The sequence below is a fragment of the Ulvibacter litoralis genome, from assembly GCF_900102055.1.
GTDB lineage: Bacteria > Bacteroidota > Bacteroidia > Flavobacteriales > Flavobacteriaceae > Ulvibacter > Ulvibacter litoralis.
On the sequence record NZ_FNBA01000001.1, the window covers coordinates 742,277 to 761,285 of the forward strand.

Annotated in this window: 18 protein-coding genes; 9 read left to right on the forward strand and 9 right to left on the reverse strand. The window is 34.3% G+C overall.

The genetic code is table 11. The features are described from left to right. Positions 1 to 14: 14 nt before the first annotated feature. The 4 genes from BLQ00_RS03425 to BLQ00_RS03440 are packed head-to-tail and all read left to right on the forward strand — an operon-like array spanning position 15 to position 3,058. Positions 15 to 1,247 (forward strand): T9SS type A sorting domain-containing protein, encoded by a 1,233-nt coding sequence (locus tag BLQ00_RS03425; protein ID WP_093140540.1) that lies wholly within the window; start codon positions 15 to 17, stop codon positions 1,245 to 1,247. Positions 1,248 to 1,254: 7 nt separating this feature from the next. Continuing rightward, positions 1,255 to 2,148 (forward strand): DUF6607 family protein, encoded by an 894-nt coding sequence (locus BLQ00_RS03430; RefSeq protein WP_093140542.1) that lies wholly within the window; start codon positions 1,255 to 1,257, stop codon positions 2,146 to 2,148. Beyond that, on the forward strand, positions 2,145 to 2,696 hold the full coding sequence (locus BLQ00_RS03435; protein ID WP_093140544.1) for an FMN-binding protein: 552 nt from the start codon (positions 2,145 to 2,147) through the stop codon (positions 2,694 to 2,696). Before BLQ00_RS03430 ends, BLQ00_RS03435 begins: the two co-directional genes overlap by 4 nt. 11 nt (positions 2,697 to 2,707) lie before the next feature. Further along, entirely contained in the window at positions 2,708 to 3,058 is a 351-nt protein-coding gene (locus BLQ00_RS03440; protein WP_093140546.1) for a hypothetical protein, read from the forward strand. Between the two features lie 130 nt (positions 3,059 to 3,188). Here BLQ00_RS03440 and BLQ00_RS03445 read toward each other — a convergent pair whose 3' ends face one another. The 5 genes from BLQ00_RS03445 to BLQ00_RS03465 form a co-directional block, all read right to left on the reverse strand. Further along, the gene (locus tag BLQ00_RS03445; protein WP_093140548.1) at positions 3,189 to 3,617 is read right to left on the reverse strand and encodes an FKBP-type peptidyl-prolyl cis-trans isomerase; all 429 of its coding nucleotides are present in this window, start codon (positions 3,615 to 3,617) and stop codon (positions 3,189 to 3,191) included. Between the two features lie 534 nt (positions 3,618 to 4,151). Beyond that, a complete protein-coding gene (locus tag BLQ00_RS03450) occupies positions 4,152 to 4,940 on the reverse strand; it encodes a hypothetical protein (RefSeq protein ID WP_093140550.1) in 789 nt (262 codons plus the stop codon). Positions 4,941 to 5,188: 248 nt separating this feature from the next. Beyond that, entirely contained in the window at positions 5,189 to 6,112 is a 924-nt protein-coding gene (locus BLQ00_RS03455; RefSeq protein ID WP_093140552.1) for a hypothetical protein, read from the reverse strand. 192 nt (positions 6,113 to 6,304) lie between these two features. Next, a complete protein-coding gene (locus tag BLQ00_RS03460; RefSeq protein WP_093140553.1) occupies positions 6,305 to 7,582 on the reverse strand; it encodes a DUF2130 domain-containing protein in 1,278 nt (425 codons plus the stop codon). A gap of 438 nt (positions 7,583 to 8,020) precedes the next feature. Beyond that, complete coding sequence (locus tag BLQ00_RS03465) at positions 8,021 to 8,596, reverse strand: DJ-1/PfpI family protein (RefSeq protein WP_093141898.1); 576 nt, start codon at positions 8,594 to 8,596, stop codon at positions 8,021 to 8,023. 110 nt (positions 8,597 to 8,706) lie between these two features. On the opposite strand from BLQ00_RS03465, the gene BLQ00_RS03470 reads away from it, so the two are divergent. Next, positions 8,707 to 9,009 (forward strand): PDZ domain-containing protein, encoded by a 303-nt coding sequence (locus BLQ00_RS03470; RefSeq protein WP_093140555.1) that lies wholly within the window; start codon positions 8,707 to 8,709, stop codon positions 9,007 to 9,009. Between the two features lie 295 nt (positions 9,010 to 9,304). Here BLQ00_RS03470 and BLQ00_RS03475 read toward each other — a convergent pair whose 3' ends face one another. After that, the gene (locus BLQ00_RS03475) at positions 9,305 to 10,117 is read right to left on the reverse strand and encodes a tetratricopeptide repeat protein (RefSeq protein ID WP_093140557.1); all 813 of its coding nucleotides are present in this window, start codon (positions 10,115 to 10,117) and stop codon (positions 9,305 to 9,307) included. Beyond that, positions 10,114 to 10,677, reverse strand: coding sequence for an RNA polymerase sigma factor (locus BLQ00_RS03480; RefSeq protein WP_093140559.1), 564 nt, complete (start codon positions 10,675 to 10,677; stop codon positions 10,114 to 10,116). The genes BLQ00_RS03475 and BLQ00_RS03480 overlap by 4 nt, the downstream gene beginning before the upstream one ends. Before the next feature lie 101 nt (positions 10,678 to 10,778). Here BLQ00_RS03480 and BLQ00_RS03485 point away from each other — a divergent pair, with 101 nt between their 5' ends. The 4 genes from BLQ00_RS03485 (at position 10,779) to BLQ00_RS03500 (ending at position 15,674) form a co-directional block, all read left to right on the forward strand. After that, positions 10,779 to 11,159, forward strand: coding sequence for a hypothetical protein (locus tag BLQ00_RS03485; RefSeq protein ID WP_093140561.1), 381 nt, complete (start codon positions 10,779 to 10,781; stop codon positions 11,157 to 11,159). A gap of 43 nt (positions 11,160 to 11,202) precedes the next feature. Next, entirely contained in the window at positions 11,203 to 13,878 is a 2,676-nt protein-coding gene (locus BLQ00_RS03490) for a CHAT domain-containing protein (RefSeq protein ID WP_093140563.1), read from the forward strand. Positions 13,879 to 14,190: 312 nt separating this feature from the next. Next, entirely contained in the window at positions 14,191 to 14,988 is a 798-nt protein-coding gene (locus BLQ00_RS03495; protein WP_093140565.1) for a hypothetical protein, read from the forward strand. 62 nt (positions 14,989 to 15,050) lie between these two features. Continuing rightward, the gene (locus BLQ00_RS03500) at positions 15,051 to 15,674 is read left to right on the forward strand and encodes a hypothetical protein (protein WP_093140567.1); all 624 of its coding nucleotides are present in this window, start codon (positions 15,051 to 15,053) and stop codon (positions 15,672 to 15,674) included. A gap of 178 nt (positions 15,675 to 15,852) precedes the next feature. Here BLQ00_RS03500 and BLQ00_RS03505 read toward each other — a convergent pair whose 3' ends face one another. After that, positions 15,853 to 18,156, reverse strand: a complete 2,304-nt coding sequence (locus BLQ00_RS03505; protein ID WP_093140569.1) for a T9SS type A sorting domain-containing protein — start codon at positions 18,154 to 18,156, stop codon at positions 15,853 to 15,855. A gap of 85 nt (positions 18,157 to 18,241) precedes the next feature. Continuing rightward, positions 18,242 to 19,003, reverse strand: a complete 762-nt coding sequence (locus BLQ00_RS03510; RefSeq protein ID WP_093140571.1) for a LytR/AlgR family response regulator transcription factor — start codon at positions 19,001 to 19,003, stop codon at positions 18,242 to 18,244. Positions 19,004 to 19,009: the final 6 nt, after the last annotated feature.

The following is a 19,009-nucleotide window of genomic DNA, read 5'->3' on the forward strand; positions in this document are numbered from 1 at the left end:
TAAAAACAAACACTATGAAAAAATTCTTACTATTCGTTGTACTTACCGTTACTGGTTTTGCAGCAACCGCACAACAAACAGCCGTCACCCTTTCTATGGGATCAGGTTATACCAACGAAGTGTATTACAGTTTTGCTTCGGAAACAGCCACTTCTTTTGATGCCAACAGCTGGGACATCGCCTTTTTACGTAACAGCAGTCAAAATATTGGAATTCGTGTAAACGCCGGAATTGGAATTCAGGTATTTGAAGCTGCCGATAGTGCTTCAGACTGGAATACAATTGATATTGCCGATGAAGCAAGTTGGACTCCTCTTTACAATGATGATACAAATTGGGACAATGGTGCATTTATGCAAGGTTCGGCATCGTACGGCTGGGGTGAATACAATCCGGTAACACATCACGTAGAAGGGACTATCGTTTTTGTATTGAAGTATGCGGATGGAACCTACAAAAAGTTCATTAATGAAGATTATTTTGGAGGTTACACCTTTAAATATGCTACTTGGGATGGAACTGCTTGGATAGGAGAAACCACACAAACCGTTGCAAATTCTAGCAATCCTGATAACAGATACAACTACTACTCTTTACAAAATAATGAAGAAGTAATTGCGGAGCCAGCAGATACTGCTTGGGATATGGTCTTTACTAAATATGTTACTGATTTAGGAGGCGGAATGTTCTACAATGTAACAGGTGTTTTACACAGTGCGAATGTTACTGTTGCACAAAATGAAGAAATTACTGGCGGTGGCGATCCAAATGGATTGGATTATTTGGAAGCTATTAATACGATTGGGTATGACTGGAAGTCATTTAACGGAAGTGCATACGAGGTAAATGATGCGATGGCGTATTATATTAAATACGATGAAAGTACGGTGTACCGCCTTGTTTTTAATGATTTTGAAGGTTCTTCAACGGGGAATATTACCTTCAATTTTGAGGATGTTTCAGATGTATTAGGTTTTGAAACTGTTTCAGAAGGGGTTTCCTTCGGAATGTATCCGAATCCGACTACAAACAAACAACTTACCATCGTATATGATGCAAGTACGGCAGTTTCCGAAGCATCTAACATTGATATCTACGCATTAAACGGAGCTAAGGTATTTTCCGAAGCAATGACAACAGGATTTAACAACAAACAACTAGACCTTTCCGCATTACAATCGGGACTATATGTGGTCACTTTTACATCAGGAACCAACAGTATTACAAAAAAATTGATTTTAAACTAGAGAAATTATGAAACAACCATTTTATGTATTAGCCGTTTTATTGCTTTCAGGAATAAGCGTATTTGCACAAAGTAAAAAAGATTTGGACAGACAGTCGATAAAGGATATGTGTGGCTGTTACAAAGTAACGTTTAAATACACCGAAACTTTTGCGCCAGAAATTGATTATGAGAAAAAACTAGACTATACCGCCTACGCCTTAGAATGGGCTGAAGCGATTGAGGATAGCAAAGATCATATTTCGTTACAGCATTTACTAATTGTAAATGACTCGATGGTAATTAAGCATTGGCGTCAAGACTGGGACTACGAGAACAAAGATGTTTTTTACTACGACAAAGACAACTCTTGGGTATTTACCTCCCTTCCTGAAGACGAAGTAAAAGGACAATGGACACAAAAAGTATATCAAGTAGATGATAGTCCGAGGTATTCAGGATCTGCCACATGGATTCACGCCGATGGGAAACATTACTGGGAAAACACTGCCTCTTCACCCTTGCCAAGACGTGAATACAGCAAAAGAAGCGATTACAATGTAATGGAGCGGGGAAACCGTCAAGAAATTACAAGTTACGGTTGGATGCACGAACAAGACAACAATAAAGTGGTTCGTGCCGACGGAGAAGAAGATGTATTGCTAGCGCAGGAAAAGGGATATAATACCTATACAAAGTTACCGGACGAAGACTGTAAAGTAGCGCAAGACTGGTGGAAAGAGAACAAAAAACTTTGGAAAAAGGTGCGTAAAGTTTGGGCGGAAGTATATGACAGAGAAGGTGCTTTTACGTTGAAAAAGAGTGTTGAAGATTCGCCAATGTTTATGCATTTCTACAAATTAAATAATGATTCGTCGGAAGCTGAAATTCGTGAACTTATTGAGAAATTTATTGCCTCATGATGTTTGCCAAATTCATTTTAAAAATTACAACGGTGGCACTCGCCGTTGTAGTTTTGGTTTCTTTTTCTTCGGAACAAATTCCGAAAGTGATTCAGACTAAAATTGAAAAATCTGTAAAGGAGACTTATAATGTTCCTGAATTTACGATGGAACAGATAACCGTTTCTGAAGCTGTTCAAAAAGAAGTGAAAGCTGAATTAGGCGTTAATCATTTGTTTAAGTTAAAAAGTAACACTGAAACATTGGGCTATTTGTATTTAGGAGAAGCACCAAGTAAAAAAATGGTGTTCGATTACATTGTGATGTTTACACCTGAAGTAACGGTAAAGAAATCGAAGGTATTAATTTATCGTGAAGACTACGGACGCCAAATTGGGAGTCAGCGATGGTTAAAACAGTTTATTGGTTTATCTCCAGACGATGCTGTAAACTATGGTGAAAACATAGATGCTATTTCGGGAGCGACCATTTCGGCAGCTTCGATGACAACGGCAATTTCAGAGGTGTTAGCCGCGATGAAAGTACTTAAAACGTACACTATTTTATAAAAATAATTGCTTTGGAAGATATAAATACGCTTTATTACAATAGCTTCGGAATTGCTTTTCAATGGAAACGCACTGCTGCAAGAGATTACCGAAAAATCCAATTGGTATTTAAAGATATTGGGTTGTTTTTAACTTCTGAAGAATTAGTACAATTTGCCAAGCAAATCAACACGGTCTTTCGTCATCCGCCTTTATGCGATGATTGTAGAAAAGGATCCAAATGCAATTCATATCTTGTAAGTACTCCTGCTACTCAGGTTAGTCTCGCTTTGAGTCATGCAGAGTTACGAGAGGCGAAAGATCTTATTGAAGGTACGTTGTTTCAATTAGAACTCTCACATTTGTTAAAAGATATTCTTTAAGCAAAGTTATTATGCCAATGTTATAGGTGTAATTTTTAATAAAAAAAGAAAGCCCTTGCTACATTATGTGTAGCAAGGGCTTTTCTGTATGTTCTAAGTTTCCTTACAATTATTCTTTTGTAACGGCTGCTTATTTAATTTCAACCACTTCAAGATCAAAAACAAGGTCTTTACCAGCTAAAGGATGATTACCGTCTACAACAACGCTTTCTTCTTTAACTTCTACAACCAATAAATTCATTTCTTGTCCGTCTGGAGATTTAGAAACAAGTCCCATCCCTACTTCTGGCGCAATATCTTGCGGAAGGTGGCTTTTATTTACTTCTTGTCTTAGGTCCATATTAACTGGGCCATATGCTTCGGCTTCAGCAATTGTAATGGTTTTCTTTTCATTTAATTTCATGTCTAGCACACCTTTTTCGAAACCAGGAATCATTTGTCCTTGTCCTAAGGTAAATTGTAATGGTTCTCTTCCTTCAGAACTGTCAAAAACTTGTCCGTCGGCTAATTTACCTGTGTAATGTACTTTTACTGTGTTGTTCTCTTTTACTTGAGTCATACTCTTTTTAATTTAAAAAATGGGTTTTACATACTTCTTACGCAGCCACCATTTTAGTTTCAATATCTGACATCCTACCCGCGAAAACCACGCCAAAGAACGGAAGGAACCAGAAACACACTTTGCTTAACCCTAAAAAAGAGTTGTAGCTCCTTGCTATACTTACGTACCATTCTTTTATTACCGGTAGGTATGGTGTGTGAGGGAACATGAAAATGTGTCAGTTAGAAGGGGAATTTATGATATTTAAGGTGTGTTAGGATAGAAAAAAAGAAAACACTGAAAATCCAAATATCATAATTGTTGTAATAACAAGAAGCAGATACACAAAGGGTTTTATTTGATGGAAGTGGCTCCCCTCTTTTATCACTATTTTTTTGGTATAAAAAATCCCCACGCAACTTGGTGTTGTGTGGGGGTTTTATAAATATAAGGTGAAATTTTTAGGTTTTCAACAGGAAAACTCCTGTTTTGTTTTTTTTTGAGGGGATTTGTATATAAACGCTATAAAAAGTGGGTATGAGAAGGTTATGCTTATTTATTGGTTTTTTGCGTATTTGTGTTACTGATATTACTTGAATCATTTGAGTTAAAGTTGACGTTTATTCCAAAGCCAAGCCAAGGTTTTTTGTTGTGAATCCACTTTAGTTTTTCTTGGTCAGAGCCTTCAAGAAAATCCCATCCATAGAAAAGTCCAAAGTTTACATTTTTTGCTAAGTGAATTGCTAATCCAAAAGATGTTGTCAATGCACTTTGCGATAAGGTATTTAAGTCAGGGTTAACCGTTTTAATATCACTATTATCTTCTGTCAAATTAACTTTTGTAAGACTAATACCAAATGATAATTCTGCATACCCTAAATCGCCATATCTGCTAAAATTAATTCCTTTAGCAATATTAGCTCCTAGTGATAAATTAGATTCAAATTCAAAATTTTCATTCTCTGATCTTATTCTTATAGGGACTGTATAAGCTCCAACTTTCCATTCTCTTAATCTTGAAAAATATTTATTAGTATAGAAACTGAAATCTTCAATAGTCATTGTCAGCGTTTCATTATCTTCATTATATAACTTTTTTAGTCCTTCATCATCAAAAGTCAAATATCGATATGAAACATTTTTGCCATCAAAATTTACAATCTGTATAATGTGCTTTTTCTTAATTTCTAATTTTCCGTTTAACCCTGTAATTCTTTCTTGAGAATCTGCAGCATTTAGTGATTTGGTAAAATAATACTGCCCATTTTCAACCAAATAGTTATTTTCTTGAGAAAATGTAATTAAAGGGAGGAGAATCAATAGTATTAAATAATTTTTCATCGGTTGCTTTTTATTGGTTAGTAATATAAAACTGTTAAAGAACTCTGCTTTTAAAATACCCAACAAGTATTATTAAATACTATTTAATTTCTTATCAATTAAGTTTCTCGACAAAAACAAAAAGTATCCTAAACAAAAAATCCCTACGCAACAGGTTGTTGCCTAGGGATTTATAAATATAATTCAAAAAATTTAAGGAACCAACAGGAAAAACCCTGTTTTGTTGTTTTTAAAGGGGTGCTCCTCTTTTATTGGAGCAATTCTAGTTCTTCTCGCTTCCCTTCATCTTCCACCTTTTTCTGGTTCCAATAGGGTTCGTTGATACTTTTTTTCAAGGTAGCTTCTGTGAGTAATCCGTCGCCATCGTCTTCTGTCCAGGAAAGGATTTTATAAGGGAATTCTTTTTCAACAGTGATCGCAACCTTTCTAGCATAACTCAAGTAGTCAATGGTATAAATCACGGTGGTGTCCAATTCTGTTTTGCTAATGGTAGCTTTGGTGGGTTTCAATTCCTGATTCGCAAAACGACTGTAAATCGTTGAAAAAATTAAATCAATTTCTCCTAAGGGAAGTTTCCCTTCATGCAATCGAATTCGTGTCATGAGCTCGTCTTCTAGAAGCGCTACAGGAATGGTTGTTTCGGTATCGCCGTCTTTTTCAAAATAAGAAAACTCTTGGACCTGATAGGCATTTTCTTTGAGATTTAGTTGTGTAAAGGTATGTCCGCACCATTCTTGAATGCTGGTATTCAGTTTTAAGGTGTGCGGGTAGTTTATAGCACTAACGGGTGTAAACGTAGAAGTGACAATTGAGTAATCATAAATTCCTGTGCTGAATTTTCTGATGTTGTTTACTTTTAAAACAGACACATTATCTTCTCCGGCATCCTGAGGGTGATCTAATTTCACCTGTTTGCTTTGCGAAAAGGGTTCGGTTACAAATACCAAAACCACTTCCCCTTCACGGATTTCTCCATAGCGAGATTGTTTCAGTGCATAGCTATTTAGTTCTGCTTTTCCAGAATACCAATAGTCACTAAATTGTTTTGTGAGTGGTACCTCTTCTTTTCGGGTTGTGGGGATTGTTTCGTCTGCAGGCACTTTAGTGTCAAATTCACAAGCAATAAGTGAAAAGATCCCTAAAAAGCACCCTATTTTTAATAGTTTGTTCATATTTTTTTAATTGGCTACGCTTTGTGTTGTAACTACGAAGGAATTCTATAATCCATCTGCTCTTTCAACTAAAAACGGAGTCTATGTCATAAAACCTCATCATAAAGTGCGCTAAATGAGCTTGTATAAATATATGGCTAAAATTTTTATGTGTTCAAAAAGAAGCGACTGTTTCCTTTTTTAGAAAGTTGTTTAGACTGTTTCGTCTGTAAGTCGGTCAAACTTTTCTTTCATAGTTGGGTTTCCATACGTTAATTTTTTTATGGTTAAATCGTCCGCTTTATTATTTGCCAAGCGCAGATTATTTTCTGAAGACAACAAAGCATCTTTGGTTTTTTGAAGATGGGTAATGGTTTTGTCTATTTCATCTATCGCTGTTTTAAATTTACGACTCGCCAAGTCATAATTTCTTGCAAAGCCTTCTTTAAACGTATTTATTTTATCTTCAAAATTGGTAATATCAATGTTTTGATTTTTCATCAAATTTAATTCAGCCTTGTATTCCATTGAATTCATAGCAGCATTCCGAAGAAGGGTAATAATAGGAATAAAAAATTGAGGACGTACCACATACATTTTATTGTATTTGTGCGATACATCTACGATGCCAGTGTTGTAGAACTCATTTTCAGCTTCAAGAAGAGACACCAATACCGCGTACTCGCATTTTTTATCATTTCTATCTTTATCCAGTTTAGCGAAAAAATCTTCATTCTTCTTCTTAGTCGCAGTTTCATCATTTTCATTCTTCATTTCAAACATAATTGAAATGATTTCATTCCCTGCGGGATCCGTTTCTTTATAAATAAAATCGCCTTTACTCCCGCCTCTTGAATCATTGTCTTTTTCAAAGTAGGAATGTTGAAAAGCAGTTGCTCTCAGTTTGTTGAATTCCGTTTCACAATGTTGTTCCAGAGTTTCACCCACCATTTTTGTGGAAAGTTTCTGCTTAAAATCTTTTAATCGCGCAATTTCATCATCTTTCATTTTGATGGTTTCATCTTTCACGATTAGTTTATTGGTAAACTGTTCTTTAATAGACTTTTCAAGGAGTTGGGTTTGTGTTTCTTTAATTTTTAGGTCATTTGCGAGATTGTCACGTTCTTTTTCAATTTGTTTTATTGCTTCGGAAACATCTAGCATTTTCTGAATCTTTGCCTGTTGTATTTGAGATTTCATGGTAGCGATTTCTGTTTCTTTTTTGGCTAGTTTTTCAGCAAGATCGGTAGCGTTATTGGCTTTTAATAGACTTAGTTCTCTGTCTTTTTTTGCCAATGCTTCTTGAAATGAATTTTTTGTTTTTGCTTCAGCAAGTTGAACAGCGCTTTGTTTCTCCTTTTCAGCAAGTGCCAGTCTATTGTTTAGTTCTTCCTCAAATTGATGGTCTCTAACTTGTTTCAGGATGTCGGCAAAACCAGCTTCGTCAACTTTAAAAGCTTTTTTACAATTTGGACATATAATCTCGTTCATAATCTGTTTTTCTTAAATGCATTATATAAGGTTCTACGCACATTAAAGGGGCTCTTTTTTCGACTAAGTATTCACTAAAACAAGAGGTTTTCCTTAAAAATCCCCATGCGACAGAGCGTCCAATGGGGATGTATAAAAGTAACTAAATATTTATGGATTAAATACAGAATGGACTGTTTCCTGATTTTAGAATCGTGTTTGTATGGGAAGAGCTAACTCTCTTCATTTGTTTTCTTCTAGACATTAAAAGTACCTCAGATAAACGGATTCATAATATTCCCAACCCTACAAATAAAACACCTTTTCTGGATAATTTGTTACGGATTTCCTCATTCCAAAGAGGCTTCAATCAAAATTGTTTTAAATAAAAAAAACCACTCAAAAATGAGTGGGTTTTTAGTTCCTAGTCTATAGGAAATAAGGTTCGTGGGCTACAACTTAAATCTTAACGGTAGCTCCCATTATTTTTAAAAATTCTCGTATAAAACTTGGGTGTGCTGGCCAAGCAGGAGAGGTGACAAGATTACCATCTACATACACGCCATCTGCAGGGATTGATTGGAATTCTCCTCCAGCTAGGGTTACTTCTGGCCCTACTGCAGGATAGGCTGTTAGCTTTCTTCCTTTTACAACATCTGCAGCGGTTAAAATCTGAATTCCGTGGCAGATGGCAGCGACAGGCTTATTGGTTTTGAAAAAATACTGTACTAATTCAAGCACTTTTTTATTGAGTCTTAAATATTCTGGAGCTCTTCCTCCTGCAATGACCAAACCGTCATAATTTTCAACAATCACCTCATCAAAACTGTAATTCAATATAAAATTATGCCCTGGTTTTTCTGTATATGTTTGGTCTCCTTCAAAATCGTGAATGGCGGTTTTAATGGCATCTCCCTTTTTTTTGTCTGGGCAAACTGTGTGAACTACATACCCTACCATCTCAAGCATTTGAAAGGGAACCATTGTTTCATAATCTTCTGTAAAATCTCCTGTTAAGAATAGAATTTTTTTCATTGTTTTTCTTTTTCGGTTTATTAATTGGTCTGGAAGTACTTCCAACAGTTTGTATAGAAGTACCACCCGATTAAATTACAACTATTTATAGAAAAACAAAAAAGGTCAAAATGATTCAACAAGGTACTGCTCTTAATACAGAAGTAAATCATTTTGGTTTCAACTCTAATTTTAATAAAAACAAGGTGTTTGTAGATTTTATATATAAAGATACAGAAGCATCAAAAGTATTAGAACTTGGAGACCAAGTATTAGAAATAAACACGATTGATTTCACCAACATCACTACTAAAAATAAGTGTACGTTTTTCAACAATGGTATTATACCAAAAGAGGCTGATCAAATAGTAATTAAAGTAGCGAGAGATGGAAAAGAATTTGAATTTGAATTGAAAAAAGCGAGGTTACTTTAAATAAACATAGCGAAATTTTTTATCTATTGGCGTTACAGTTTTAATAAGCACCCTTGTGTTCCTAAATAGTATCATTTCTCTATTTTTTTAATTGGAAACAGCTTTCTAAATACGTTAGCAGTGCCTGCTGGAAATAGAATTCATATTAATTCTGGAACCTTACAGTATTATATATGAGATGAAGAAATGATCGTGCAGAAGCTAGGAGTATTGATTGATGCTTTTGTCTGCTATACTTAAATCAAAAACCCCACTCAAAAATGAGTGGGGTTTGTTTTATTATATTTCAACTTCATTACTCTGGAATTTCTTCCAAGAGGTTCTTCGCTTCTTGATATCCAAAATATTGATTCGATATTACTTCATTTAATTTCTTTTTCGCCTCTGAATAAGCTCCTTTTTTAGTTTGCAGCAATGCTAAATACCAATACGCTCGTTCCGATTCAATAGCATCAAGTTGTTGTAATTTTACAAATGTATTCTCAGCGTCTTCAAACTGATTGAGCTCCAATTGTGAAAGACCTAAATAGATATACAAAACCGCATCAGGATCTGGATGTTGCGTAATAAAACGCTTCAGCGTTTCAGTACTTTTTACAAAATCTCTTGCTTCAAATTGTTGTTGCGCTAATTTATTTAAATTTTGTGCATCGGAATCGCCTCGAACTACAAATGTGGGAAGGTCCTTAAGATTTACATGATTTGCATACAATTCTTCAGGAGTAACATCTCTATTCATTAAAAAATAAATAGGAATTAACAACACCAAAATCATTGCAGCAACTGCCATCCAATTTTTTCTAGATTTTATAGGAATCACAGGTGTTTCAGAAGTGGGTTTTATTGCGCTAGAAATGGTTTCTTTCCAGTCTTCTATAGGTTCTTCTTCAAACCATTTTTCATAGGTATTTACCTTGCTAGAGGATGCTTCAGAAGTGCTTGCCCAACGGTCTTCTTGGAACGTGTCAAACAATTCTTGCTCAAAAGCTAGTTCTTCTTGAAATTCAGAGTCTTGTGCAAGACGTTTTTTGAACTCCATTTCTTCTTCAGGGGTTGAAAATTCATCCCTTAAATAAGCCGCTATAAGATACTCATTTGTCTGTTTCATAACTGTTTTAATACATTAGAGCGCTTATCTCCTAAAATCAATTGTTTTAATTTCGCCTTGCATTTAAAAACACGTTGCCTAGCGACTGTTTCAGAATTATACTCCATGACTTCTACCATATGAGCATACGAAGCTTTATTGAAGAACAATGTTAGAATTTTTCTACAGTTTTCTGAAATCTCAGTCAATTTCTCTTCAAAGAGTTCCCAACGTTTTTGTTCCATCAATGCAAGCGCCATATCTGTGCTCTCTTCATAATGTTCCTCTAAGTTATCTTTTGTTACCCTTCCTTTTGATTTATTTAATTCTCTACGCCATAAATTTCTACAAACGATATACAAATAACCTTCAAAACTTTTCTTGATAATGAATTTTTCCTTTTTATAACGCACTGCAATTTGTAATAATGCTTTCTGAAAAATATCTTCTGCATCATATTCGTTGCCTTTGTTTTTCATGACAAAAGCCCTAATCTTAGGAAAACTAGTTTGATACAAAATACGAATCTCATTAGAATTACCGCTTTCTAAAGCTTTTAGAAAATGTGCACTATCTGTCATAAGCATACTATTGTAATAACAAAAATAAAAGATTATATTAGATTGGGTAACAAAATGAAGGTTTCTTAAACAGTGGGGTATAAACCTTAAAATTGTTTTCTATGAAATTTTTAAAATCTATTAGTATTGTCGTACTTTTAATCACAGCTTTAAGCTGCAGTAAAGAAACCGAAGAAACTTTTTTTGATGAACCCCTAGAAGCAACGGTTACACAAAATAGAGGTGGCGATTCAAGAGAACTCCTCCTAATATGGAGAAAAGGGCTAAGTAATGCCGACAAACATGCCATAAGAACCCGTTACATGGAAATTAAGTTCTTAAAAGATTGGTACGTTTGTGAAAACGAAGATGTTGAAACTTGGGAGTTTTATTGTGGTGAGGAAGGTGTCTGGTGCCAAGGAAAAGAGAGCGATACTCCTGTGGAAACTGGAGATGATGTACAACGTATCGCGCTTGACATGACTTGTGCTGATATCGAATAAAAAAAACATTTTTTATATTTTAGTTTGGCTATATGTACTGCTTATGAACAGCAATACATATAGCCAAACGTATTTTAATGACTATCAAAACTTAGACAGCAAATTAGAAGATGTACATCGAGATTTGTTAACGGATAGCCTTATAAATCTTGCAATTACGAAACAAGCTTATCAAGAAGCCGTAAAAATTGCCCATAAACATTCAATAGAAAAATATAGTGCTAACGACTACGAGGCAGCAATTGCCTACGGATTTGTTGAAATAGAAATCCTTGAAAAAAACAAACTTGACCGCAATGAATATGTTCAGGCATTGTACAATGTAGGGCGCTTCTATTATAAAAATGATGATTTTGAACGTGCAGCATTTATGCATCAAAAAATTGTGGACCTAAATCATTCAAATCAAACTAAGGGTAGATCTTATTGTGAAATTGGACGAAGTTATTTTGCCAAAGGAGATTATTACAAAGCGGTTGATTTCTATCGCTTCGGAATTGCAGCACTGGAGAAAGCCAACGACCCTATAACAACCATCCGTAGCCTTATTCAATTGTCTAACATCTATGAGCAAATAAATACTTCTGAAAGTCTTCAAGAAAAATTCAAAGCCCTTAACCGAGCACTGAAGCTTAGTGAAGAGACTCAGTTGCCAAAATTAGATCAATATGCTTTATACAGTAGTTTAGCTTCTTATTTTCATAATGACGAAACATTCGATTTCCAAAAAGCAAAACTATACTTGGGCAAATCCCTTGAAATTGCCCTTTCGTCTAATGATGATAAAAATGCTGCCAACCTTTATTCCAACTTAGGAAACCTGTATGATTCAGCTAAAAAAGATAGTGCTTATTATTATTATCAAAAAGCCTTAAGATACTTTAAAAATGAGGGAGAAGCAATTCGAACTTTCAACAATTTAGCGTCTTTTCACATCAAAAGAAAGCAATACCAAAAAGCACTTATTGAGAGCCATAAAACAGTCTCTTATGTAAGTAAAATGAACAATTCTTCAGACAGTTTCCCAACCATAGAATCTTTATTGAATACGCCCGATAAATATTCTGTGTTGCGTGCATTGCTTTTAAAATCGACTTCTTATTTAGGGATGAATGATGAATTTAATGATTCTATTGTAGTAAAAAAGGCTTTTAAAAATTTAAAGATTGCCGATGAAGTAATTGATTTTTTACTGAAAGAAAGCACAGAAGTCGCTTCTAAATTTCATTGGCGAAAAACCGCTTCAGATATCTATGCTAAATTAATTCACTGTGCGTATTTAATGGATGACAGAGATTTATTTTTTCATTATGCTGAAAAAAACAAAGCTTTTTTACTCACTACAAGTGTATTAGAAAATGCTAAAAAGAAACAACTCCCCGATTCTATTCTTCCAATTGATCTTCAGTTTCGCAAAAACATTGTAACCGCTCAAAAAGGAATAAACGAACTAACAGATTCAGCAAAAAAAGATTCGATGGAACGGGATTTATTTCAACTTAAAGAAGCATATCGATCTTTTCAAGAAACTTTAGCTGAAAAATTTCCCTCCCATTTCCTATCGAAAAATCAGGCAAAGGTATTCAAGCTTTCTACCATACAAAAAACATTAGACACTACTAAAGTATTCGTTTCAATTACGTGGAATGAAGCGGATGAATTTATGAGTAATGCCTATGTTTTGTTGGTTTCCCAAACTGAAACACGTGCTTATCTCATTAAGGACCTATCTCGTCTAAAAAATCTAGTTTTAAAGTATAGAGAAGCTATCTCAAAACCTTTTGATAAGAAAGAAGATCGCAGTCATTTTATTAATATTTCAAATGAGTTGTATCGCACTCTTTTTCCTTCGGAAGTCATTCAACATTTTATAAAAGATAAGCACTTGATTATTATACCCGATGGTCATATGCAAAGTATTCCTTTTGAATCGCTTATTACAGAAAAAGCCTCACAAACTTATTTAATTGAAAAACACGAAATAAGTTATGTGTATTCCGCCTCCTTTCAGCTTCATAATAATTCGTTGACTCGTTTGGCGACAAAGGGTTTTGTTTCGTTCTCCCCCATCACTTTTCCGAACACTTCGCTGGATAATCTCAGCTATTCAGAACAAGAGATGGAACACATAGAAGAGCATGTTAAAGGAGATTTTTACTTCCGAAGTGAAGCTACAAAAAGCCAATTTTTAAAAGAATATGGACAATATCAAATCGTACACCTAGCCACGCATGCTAATGCTACAAAAAATCCATGGATTGCATTTAACGACTCTATTGTTTCATTAACAGAATTATATACTGCTCCTAACAATGCAGAATTAGTGGTATTAAGCTCTTGTAACACAGCTGTTGGTGAAGTTTCTGAAGGGGAAGGTGTCCTTAGTTTAGAACGAGGTTTCTTTTACTCTGGTGCTCATGCTGTTGTTTCTTCTTTATGGAACGTAAATGATAAAAGTGCAACGACAATTCTTGGCGGTTTTTATAAAAATTTAGAAAAAGGAATGTCTAAATCTCAAGCATTACGAAATGCAAAATTAAATTATCTAACTTCTCACACATTATCCCAAAAATCTCCTTATTACTGGGCTCCATACATCATTGTAGGTAATACAGACCCCGTTTCTTTTCTCCCTCAAAAGTCAAAATTTACATGGCTATGGGGAATTGCATTTTGCGCAATCATTTTTCTTCTCTTCAAAAAAAAATTAAAAAAATAGGGTAACAAACTTTTCCTTCTGGTAACACTAAGATAAATAGTGCGATTACTAGATGGAATTTAACCCTATGTATCACATTCAAATTATACTGATACCCCTACTGGTAATCTCTACTATTTTAAAAACAAGTTAAAGTTTATTAACAAATAGTAAGTGAAAGCAAAACAGGGATCAAAAATGGATTGATCATCCAACGTCGATATGGTTGTACAACGACATTAAAAAAAAAAGACCCGAGTCATTTTATGAGAATATTACCGAAAATCGCAAAGAGTAGGTGTAAAAACTAAAACGCAATTAAACAAAGTAATTATGAAAAAAAATATTCTAAAATTAGCATTAGTAGCAGTAGCAGGTATGGTTTTATACTCATGCTCTAAAGACAACGAATCTCTTCCAATAGAAGCCAATATTGTTCAGACTGTAACTGCAGACAGAACAAATTTAAATGACTGTTTCATCGTTTCTGACAACCCTTATAATTATGTGGGTGAAATACACAACGAAATTATCCAAACTTTCGTGAACGAATATCCAGAAGGAATAAGAGACTTATCTAGACTAGCATTAACGATAGACGATATGGCTCTTAGTAATAACAACTACCGTCAAAAATTTGGAGACTCACATAAGGCTACAAATCCTCAAGTATTAATAGATGGAATGCGTGATTTTGAAAACAACTTCCATGGAATGATTGACAACATAGATACTTCTAGAGAAGTAAAAGACCGTTTAAAGCAATTAATTGACTTTATGCTTCGTGAAGGAAACTCAGAAAAAGAGCCAAACTACACTAATTTTGATTCTGAATTAGCGCGTTTTGAAAGTGGAATTATGAACAGTAATGATTTCAATCAAGAGGAAAAAAAGCTTCTTCTTTATTCTACTTCTGTTGCTCGTAACTCATCTTGTTTTTGGAATAATTACTACAACACAGGTAATAAAGCTTCATCTCAAACACAGGATGGTGTAAGCATGAAAAGAAAATGGTGGCAATGGGTAATTGTTGCAGCAGCTGATGTGGGTGGTACTATGGCTGGCACTGTAGCTACAGGTATTTCAGCAAGTGGAGCAGCACATACATATACTGATCCTGATAAAAAATAAAATTAAAACATAAAAAAAGGAGCGCTATGCCATAGCGCTCCTTTTTTATATTAATATTCTCTATGAAAACAAATAAACTTCTATGGATTATAGCCATTGTGTTGCTTCCGCTTCTAACAGGTTGTGGAAACAATGATGGTTTTGACGGACACCTCTATATCGTTTCTAGAAATACAGATTCTAAAGAGGGTAACTTAGTATTAAAATACAATCTAAGTGACATTAAAATTTCTCACATAGGAGTGGCATTTAGTACAGATAAAGATGCTCCTGTTTATAATGTAAGTTATGGAGAAGTAAATGAAGCTAATTCTGCACTACTGAAAGAAACATTAAGCGAATTTTGGATCTCTCCAAATCCAGAAGACAATCGGTTTTGGGAATTTACAATAAGTAAAGAGGAATATAAAAGAGCCAAGAAATATATTGAGAGCCAAGAAAAAGAAACCATCTATTTCGATTTCTCTCCAGATACTGAATTAGGTATGTATTGTTCCGAATTTGTATATACAGTTTTAAATAAAGCCAATTCTGAGCGATTCAAGAGTGAACCTACTTGCGAAAAGATGAAAGGATTTGAGCGAATGGCTACTAACGAAGATTATCTATGTTACCATCCTGCCGATTTCTTTCTAGCATATAAGCAGAACTCACTCACAACAAACAAAAGGCTTATTGAAGATTAAAAAAACTTCAACACATAGAATCTGCTACTTTTATAACTAACAACTCTTTTTTTTAACTTATCCAACCTGAAGTCTTATTTCTCTACTCACTTAATTCTAAAAACCCCCACTCGTATTGAGTGGGGGTTTTCGTTTTTTCTTTTTCATAAACTTAAACCATTCTTTTGTTAGCCTAGCTTTAGTTTTTAAGAACTCTTTTTATTTGTGTTCCTTCTTCTGTTTTTATTTTTAAAAAGTACACACCCTCATTAAGATCTGCTAAGTTGATAAAAGCATTCTCCTCTGAAACCTCTTTTGCTTTCACAGCCCTTCCTTGAACATCATACACTGTTATTGATTGAATTAAAGCGTCCCCTTTTACAAAAACAATGTCTTTGGTTGGATTCGGAACAACTGTAATTGTTTCCGTTAAATCAAAATCATTCGTTCCTAATACTCTAAACGTCGTTTCAGCATTGTTCGTTTCTATTGGAAAATTAAAGTCGAAATAAATATTTGCTCTCGCTTCAACATTATCTGTTGGCGTTAAATCTCCTTTGGTTATCATTTTCAATAGAATGTTTCCATGGCCTCCTGTATCTAATTGAATATTTTGGAAGTAAAATGTAACTTGGTTATCAATAATACTCACATCCACAGTGTGAGATGCATTTAGAATTTGTAGTGTGTTAATATCAAAATCTGTAGCATCAATTTCGGTAGTTATTACAACATTTTCCGCAGCAGCTGTTCCTATATTTTCAAAATTAATTGCATAATGTAAATACTCCCCTATAAATAGCGTAGGAACCTCATCACCTTCAATACATACTATATTATTAGGATCGTAAGAGCCTACAGCTATCTCGTCATAAATAAATATATTATCATTTGGAGTTTCATCGCCTGTAATTGGGTTTATAGTTGCATTATACGTCAATACATCACCAATATTCACTGGAGGTGTCTCTGTTGGTCCATTTACATTCAAGGTAATAATTGTACTACCATTTTGAAAGGGCTGCAGGTCTGTAAAATTAAACGTAAGAGAGCCAGTGCTCTGATTGTCTGGTGGAGTTGTTGCTGAAATAAAATCCAACACTGTATCATCGTATGAAAACAAAACATCTCCAGATAAGGTTTGGTTTCCTTTGTTTTTATAGACCAACAGGTATCTTGCATTAAAACCTGGCCTTGCGAAGTTGATAGGAGAAATAATTACTTCTAAATCTGGATGCACACCGTTTGCAACTACACAAAAATCTTGCAGGGTCGTACTATTGTCAATTACTGGTACTCCTACATTTGCTGGAGATGGGCTCACAGTAAAGTAACTAGGATTTTCTAAATTAGGAGTAAGAGAATACGTTCCCGTTTGTGCCACATATAAATTATATATTCCCTGACTATTGGTATACACTGTTGAGTTTGTTGAAGTCCCATTTAAATCTACTAAGAAATTCATATAAGGAACATTTAAATCTATAACATCACAACCGTCTGCTGCTGCATCATATTTTGCCGTTCCTGAGATGGTATTATAATCACCTCCCGGAGGTAAAGTACAATAAGAATTTACAGGATAGTCCAATCCCGCAAATGATTGAATCTCGACCACTTGATCTTGGTCTGCACATACATACTTCAAACTCGGATTGTTAGCTGTAATCCAATTTTCAAACCAACTACCTGCTCCCATGTTACTGCTCTCATCGCTTCCATTTTTAAGAAAAACGGTTTCTAACAGTGGGTTATTGATTAAATACAATGCCGTTAAATTGATATTAGCTGTAAAATCTAAAGTAGTAAACAAATTATTCCAACATGCTATTTGTGTTAATAAGGTATTATTAGACAGATCTAAACTCGTTAACGAATTCATACCACAATCTAAATTCGTTAAGCTTGTATTAGCAGAAAGATCTAAAGAACTTAGGTTATTGGTTCCGCATTGCAAATCTTCTAATAAAACATTTGCAGACACATTTAAAGTTGTCAATTCATTTTCGCCACATAATAGTTCTTTTAGCCCCGTACATCCTGAAATATTTAAGGACGTCAAATCATTATTAGCGACCCATAAATCTTCTAAATTCGGATGATTCAGTAAAGACAAAGAGGTCAAGTTATTATTGTTTGCTAGTAAGTTTGTGAGATTAACATTCGCACTTACGTCTAGAGAAGTCAAGTCGTTAGAACTGCAATTCACAAAATTTAGATTTGTGTTACTGCTTACGTCTAATGTACTTAATTGATTGTTGTTACAAATCAAACTTGTAATGTTTGTAAAAAACTGAATTCCCTCTAGATCAGCAATAAGTGAACTGGAAACGTTTAGCATAGGCATTACAGCCGCTGCTTCAGTTTCTTGAATTTCTCCATCTGTATTTGTATCTATTCCTAGTGAAATTAATTTTGCTTTAAAATTGGCATCAGGAATATTCACAATTTGTGCATTTGCAAAACCAGTAACGAGAACTAATAATAATAGTAGTTTTTTCATGGTGTTTAATTTTCAATAAATATAAATGTCTTTTGTTGTTAAAATATCGGTTAATGAGCATATACTAGTTCCCACTTAGAATTCGCTACATGGATTTCAAAATGTGTTGTAGTCGCTCTCTTTTTCTTTGAGAAATAGGCAAATGACTGCCATCTTCCATAACGACATACCCTCCATCTTTTTTAATATAAGACTTCAAATATGTAAGGTTAATTAAATGCGATTGGTGTATACGTTCAAAGTTGTGTTCGGCTAATAGCTCTTCATACTCTTTTAAGGTTTTTGAAATCAAAACCGTTTTATTGTTTTTAATATAGAACTTGGTGTAATTGTCTGTGCTTTCACATCGAATAATATCATTTATATCAAACAAATGAATTCCGTCAGAAGTCGATAAAGCAATGCGTTTAAAATTGTCCACATTTTTTCTAATGTTTTCCAAAAGCAAATCAATGTGAGAAAAATCATTTTTCTTCTCTACCACAGCTTCAATTTTTTTAATTACTTTTTGCAATTCTTCTGGATCTACAGGTTTCAACAAAAAATCAAGTGCGCTAAATCTAAATGCTTTAATAGCATACTGTTCATGAGCTGTAATGAAAACAATATTAGAATTGATGGCATTATTTTTCTCCGCAACTTTTTCCAAAATATCAAAGCCAGTACCATCATTTAATTGAATATCTAAAAAAACAACTTGTGGCTTTAAAGTATCAATCGCTGTAACACCTGTTGCCACACTATCTGCCTCCCCTATAATTTGTATGTTGGGTGCAAACAGTGCAAGAAGTTTTTTCATTCCTTCTCGTAAATTTTTATCATCGTCAATTAAAATAGCATCTATCATATGTTT